This window comes from Enterovirga sp. (genome assembly GCF_035325185.1).
Classification (GTDB): domain Bacteria; phylum Pseudomonadota; class Alphaproteobacteria; order Rhizobiales; family Beijerinckiaceae; genus Enterovirga.
This window is the reverse complement of record NZ_DAOLAJ010000070.1, coordinates 11,774-16,730: the sequence shown is the minus strand read 5'-3', so window position 1 is coordinate 16,730 and position 4,957 is coordinate 11,774. Positions and strand designations below refer to the sequence as shown.

Genomic DNA, 4,957 nt, shown 5'->3' with positions numbered 1-4,957 from the left:
CGGCTTCGCGACGATCTTGACGCTCGTCGTCACGCCGGCGATGCTGATGGGCATCGCGAACCTCGCCGAATGGCGCGCGGCCCGGAAAGCGCGGCGGGCCGCGCGCAAGGCGGCCCGGTCCGGCGGGGCGCTCGCGCCGGCGGGGTAGCGCGGGCTCAGGCGGGCAGGACGCCCATCCGCTCGTCCCGTCGGCGGAGCCAGATCAGAAAGGGCGTCGCGAGCCCCACCATCCAGAGCTTGCCGACGACCTGGCCCGGCAGGAAGCCGAGGTTTCCGAAGGCGAGGTGCAGGAAGACGGCGGAATCGACGACGAGCCCGGCGGCGCTGGACAGCAGGACGGCGAGGAGGAAGCGCCGCCGCTGGAGAGGCGTATAGACGAAGAGGTCGGCGAATTCCGAGAGCAGGAAGGCGGCCGTCGAGGCGAGGACGAGCGCCGCCGGGGCGAGCACCGCGGACAGGGTCGCACCGGCGAGGATCGCGCCGATGCTCGCCGGGACGCCGAGGCGGCGCTGGACGAGATCGCGCAGCACGAGGGCAAGACCGGCCATCAGGACGCCGGAGGGCGCCATGAGGCGCGGCGCGACCGGGATCAGGCACGGGCCTTCGGGCAGGCAGACGGTGCCGAGATGGCCGATCATCCAGTTTGCGAGCGGAATGGTCAGGATGAAGCCGGCAAGGGCGGCGGCACCTTCCGCGCGGATGCGGGACGAGGTCATGCGAGGGGTTTCGATGCCGCGCGCCCGGGGGTCAAGGGGGCGGAGCCCCGCCTCCCTCCCGCCAGCGGCGCCAGCCGCCGGCGCGCAACTCGCAGGCGGGACAGGTGCCGCACCCATAGCCCCATTCGTGCCGACGCGTGCGGTCGCCCAGATAGCAGGAATGGGTCTCCTCGACGACGAGCCGGAGCAGAGCCTCTCCGCCCAGTTCCTGCGCCATCGCGAAGGTCGCCGCCTTGTCGCGCCACATGAGAGGGGTATGAAGCACGAGCCGCGCTTCGAGTCCGAGATTGAGCGCCACCTGCATCGCCTTGATCGTGTCGTCGCGGCAATCGGGATAGCCGGAATAATCCGTCTCGCAGACGCCGAGCACGATGTGGCGGCAGCCGCGCCGATAGGCGAGGGCGGCTGCGAGCGTCAGGAAGAGCAGGTTGCGGCCGGGTACGAAAGTCGTCGGCAGGCCGGTCTCGGCCATGCCGATCTCGACCTCGCGGGTGAGGGCGGTCTCCGAGACCTGCCCCAGGGCTTCGAGCGGCAGCACATGGTCCGGGCCGAGGCGGCCGGCCGGACCGAGGCCGCCCCCCGGGCCGAGGCGGCTTTCCAGGCCGAGGCGGCCGATCTGGTCCCGCAGGCCCGGTCGGACATCCAGCTCGATCCGGTGGCGCTGCCCATAGTCGAAGCCGATCGTCTCGACCTCGGCGAAATGTCGCAGGGCCCAGGCGAGGCAGGTCGTCGAATCCTGTCCGCCAGAGAACAGAACAAGAGCGCGATGGTCGGCAAGGGTAATCATGCGGCCGAGCGTGATCAAATGCCGGCGGGTTTCGCAAGCGGCACCCTTCGAAAGTCCGGCAGAGCTTCGCTTGAACGCGTCCTGGTTGAACGATAAGCGGACGCAGCAGCCGTCTGGAGCATGTGGATGCCGGGTTTCGATCGGATTGTGGTCTGGGTGATCGTGGGGCTCATCGGGGGGGCGCTGGCCGGTCTCCTGGTCACCTGGGAGCGCCGGGGCTTCGGGCTCCTCGGCAATCTCGGGCTCGGCCTCTGCGGCGCCCTGGTCGGGGGCGCCCTGTTCTGGGCGCTCGGCCTGTTCCCCGGCCTCGACCGCGTCGCCATCTCGCTGCGCGACGTGGTGTCCGCAGTGGTCGGCTCGCTGATCGTCACGGCAGCGTATTGGATTTACCGGAAGACGGCAGCACAATAGAGCCGGTACGACCGGGAGATTCGAGAGGCGGCCCGGCGCGCGTCGTCCGCCTCCATCCCGCCCTCTCCCGTCGCCGCGGCGACGAGGCGCATCCTCTCCGCCCTGGTGCGGAAGGCGGCATTGCACGATCACCCATCCTTTCGTCAGACCCTACGAGGCCCTGAGCCATGGCATCCACCCCCATCCCGATCGACCTGGCCCTGCAGGGCGGCGGCTCCCACGGCGCCTTCACCTGGGGCGTGATCGAGCGCATCTTCGACGAGCCGAGCGTCACCATCAGCAGCGTCTCGGGGACCTCCGCGGGCGCGATGAACGCCGTCGTCCTCGCCTCGGGCTTCGTGCAGGGCGGGCCGGCCGGCGCCAAGGAGGCTCTCGAGACCTTCTGGCGCCGGGTCAGCGACGCGGCCCGGTTCAGCCCGCTGCGGCGCACGCCCCTCGACATCCTGTCGGGAAACTGGTCGCTCGACGGATCGCCCGGCTATCTGCTCTTCGACATCTTCAGCCGCCTGTTCTCACCCTATGAAGTCAATCCGGCCAATATCAACCCGCTCCGCGACGTGCTCGAGGAGAGCGTCGATTTCGCGCGGCTGAAGGATTGCCCGATCAAGGTCTTCGTCAACACCACCAATGTGCGCACCGGCCTGCCGCGGCTCTTCCGCAACGCGGAGATCAACGCCGACGTCGTGCTGGCATCGGCCTGCCTTCCCCTCATGCACCAGGCGATCGAGATCGACGGCGACGCTTATTGGGACGGCGGCTTCTCGGGCAATCCGCTGCTGACGCCGATCATCCGCGAGAGCGAGGCGCGCGACATCCTGCTCGTCCAGATCAATCCGATCGAGCGTCCCGGCGTGCCCCGCACCGCGCGCGACATCCTGAACCGCCTGAACGAGATCTCCTTCAATTCGAGCCTGAAGAAGGAATTGCGGGCCATCGCCATGTTCCAGCGGCTCTTCGCGGGGGCGGGGCCGGAGGAGAAGAAGGACGCGCCCTGGGCCGAGCAATGGGCCGACGTGCGTCTCCATCGCATCGCGACGCCGAAGCTGGCCGAACTCGGCTCGTCCTCGAAGATGAACGCCGAGTGGGACTTCCTCACGATGCTGCGGGAGGAGGGCCATCGCTGCGCCGGCGCCTTCTTCGCCGAGCAGGGCGAGGCGCTCGGCAAGCGCTCCACCTTCAATATCGACGAGCTTCTCGACACTATTCTCGAACAGGCCTGAGCGATGGGCATCCTCGGAATCCTGGTCGCGCTCGGCCTTCTCGTCTTTCTCGCCTATCGCGGCTCGAGCATCCTGCTGCTCGCGCCGGCCTGCGCGATGATCGCGGCCCTCCTGGCCGGCGAGCCGCTCCTCGCCAACTGGACGCAGACCTTCATGCGCAACGGGGCGCATTTCGTCGCCCAGTTCTTCCCGATCTTCCTGCTCGGCGCGCTCTTCGGCAAGCTGATGGAGGCGAGCGGCTCGGTCGAGTCGATCGCCGAGGGCATGACCAACGCGCTCGGGACGAAGCGCGCGATCCTCGCCGTGGTGCTGGCCGGGGCGCTGGTGACCTATGGCGGCGTCAGCCTCTTCGTCGCCTTCTTCGTCCTGGCGCCGATGGGCCATGCCATGTTCAAGGCTGCCAACATCCCCCATCGGCTGATGCCGGCGGCGATCGCGCTCGGCACCTCGACCTTCACGATGTCGGCCATGCCCGGCACCCCCGCGATCCAGAACGCCATCCCGATGCCGTTCTTCGGCACCAATCCCTTCGCCGCGCCGGGCCTCGGCCTGATCGCCTCCGCCATCATGCTCGGCTTCGGGATGTGGTGGCTTCAGCGGGCGGAAAAGCGGGCGCGCAGCGCCGGGGAAGGCTATTCCTACGAGGGCGAGGCCAGCGCCAAGCCCGCCGCGGACAACGAGGTCATCCGCGAGCGCGCGACCGCCTCGCGCGAATTCGACCCGAACGAGATCGCGCGTGGCGCCCATGCCGACAAGGCTCCGCCCGTCTTCATCGCGGCCCTGCCGCTCGCGACGGTGGTCGTGGTCAACCTCCTGATGTCCTTCGTGGTGCTGCCCCGCTACGATGCGAGCTTCCTCAAGGAGGAGCACTGGGGCGCGACCTCCCTCGCGGCCGTGGGCGGCGTCTGGTCGGTCATCGTGGCGCTGGCGGCTGCGATCGTCGTCCTGATCGCGACGAACCTGAAGCGGCTGCCGACCCTGCGCGAGACGATGGGCGCCGGCGCGAACGCCGCCGCCCTGCCGATCCTCAGCGTCGCGAGCCTCGTCGGCTTCGGGGCCGTCGTCGCGGCCTTGCCGGCCTTCGAGGTCGTCAAGGCGTGGGTGCTCGGGATCGAGGGCGGGCCGCTGGTCTCGCTCGCGGTCGCGACCAACATCCTCGCGGCGCTGACGGGCTCGGCCTCGGGCGGCCTCACGATCGCGCTCGACGCCCTCGGGCCGACCTATATGGAGATCGCGGCGCGGACCGGGCTCGATCCGGCCCTGATGCACCGCGTCGCCGTGATCGGCGCGGGCACGCTCGACAGCCTGCCGCATAACGGCGCCGTGGTGACGCTGCTCGCCGTCTGCGGCACGACGCACAAGCACGGCTATCTCGACATCGTCATGACCGCGATCGTCGGGGCGCTCGTCGCGCTCGTGGCCGTGATCGTCATCGGCTCGCTCGCGGGCTCCTTCTGAGGGCCGGTCGCCGCAGCGAAGCGGGAAGAGGGGGGCGCGGCGAGGACCGCGCCCACCGGGCGTCAGGGGCGTTCCTTGGGGTTCCTGGCGGCTCCGCGGGAGACCTGATACAGGCGGGTCGGCTCAGTTTCGGTCTTCCGCGACCGGCCCCATGGCATCCGAGCCGAGGAAGATCAGATGAAGTCGATCGTCGTCGCAGCCCTGGCCGTCGCCAGCGCCGCCATCCTGTCCCCCGCCTCCGCTCTCCCCTCCGCGAAGGGCGTCGCCTCCGATGGCCTCGTCTCGCAGGCCGAGACGCAACGCCGGCCGGTCTGCCGGACGGGCTATGTCAGGCGCTGGGTGCGGGGCCGCTGGCGGGTGACGCC

Annotated in this window: 6 protein-coding genes; 4 read left to right on the top strand and 2 right to left on the bottom strand. The window is 69.8% G+C overall.

Going from position 1 to position 4,957, the window contains the following annotated elements; translation table 11 throughout:
* Window positions 1-155: 155 nt before the first annotated feature.
* Window positions 156-716: a VUT family protein gene (locus PKD06_RS13635; RefSeq protein WP_324380921.1), complete on the bottom strand. Its 561-nt coding sequence runs from the start codon at window positions 714-716 to the stop codon at window positions 156-158.
* A gap of 31 nt (window positions 717-747) precedes the next feature.
* Window positions 748-1,503, bottom strand: coding sequence for a 7-cyano-7-deazaguanine synthase (locus tag PKD06_RS13630; RefSeq protein ID WP_324380919.1), 756 nt, complete (start codon window positions 1,501-1,503; stop codon window positions 748-750).
* Window positions 1,504-1,629: 126 nt separating this feature from the next.
* On the opposite strand from PKD06_RS13630, the gene PKD06_RS13625 reads away from it, so the two are divergent.
* From PKD06_RS13625 to PKD06_RS13610, 4 genes are all read left to right on the top strand, one after another.
* The gene (locus PKD06_RS13625) at window positions 1,630-1,914 is read left to right on the top strand and encodes a GlsB/YeaQ/YmgE family stress response membrane protein (RefSeq protein WP_324380917.1); all 285 of its coding nucleotides are present in this window, start codon (window positions 1,630-1,632) and stop codon (window positions 1,912-1,914) included.
* A gap of 167 nt (window positions 1,915-2,081) precedes the next feature.
* Window positions 2,082-3,134, top strand: a complete 1,053-nt coding sequence (locus tag PKD06_RS13620; protein ID WP_324380915.1) for a patatin-like phospholipase family protein — start codon at window positions 2,082-2,084, stop codon at window positions 3,132-3,134.
* A gap of 3 nt (window positions 3,135-3,137) precedes the next feature.
* Window positions 3,138-4,592 (top strand): GntP family permease, encoded by a 1,455-nt coding sequence (locus PKD06_RS13615; RefSeq protein WP_324380913.1) that lies wholly within the window; start codon window positions 3,138-3,140, stop codon window positions 4,590-4,592.
* A gap of 177 nt (window positions 4,593-4,769) precedes the next feature.
* The coding region (locus PKD06_RS13610) for a hypothetical protein (RefSeq protein ID WP_324380911.1) at window positions 4,770-4,957 on the top strand (188 nt) is incomplete at its 3' end.

Coding starts and splice junctions, on each gene's coding strand:
- PKD06_RS13635 (WP_324380921.1), bottom strand. CDS start 716: ATGACCTCGTCCCGCATCCGCGCGGAAGGTGCCGCCGCCCTTGCCGGC.
- PKD06_RS13630 (WP_324380919.1), bottom strand. CDS start 1,503: ATGATTACCCTTGCCGACCATCGCGCTCTTGTTCTGTTCTCTGGCGGA.
- PKD06_RS13625 (WP_324380917.1), top strand. CDS start 1,630: ATGCCGGGTTTCGATCGGATTGTGGTCTGGGTGATCGTGGGGCTCATC.
- PKD06_RS13620 (WP_324380915.1), top strand. CDS start 2,082: ATGGCATCCACCCCCATCCCGATCGACCTGGCCCTGCAGGGCGGCGGC.
- PKD06_RS13615 (WP_324380913.1), top strand. CDS start 3,138: ATGGGCATCCTCGGAATCCTGGTCGCGCTCGGCCTTCTCGTCTTTCTC.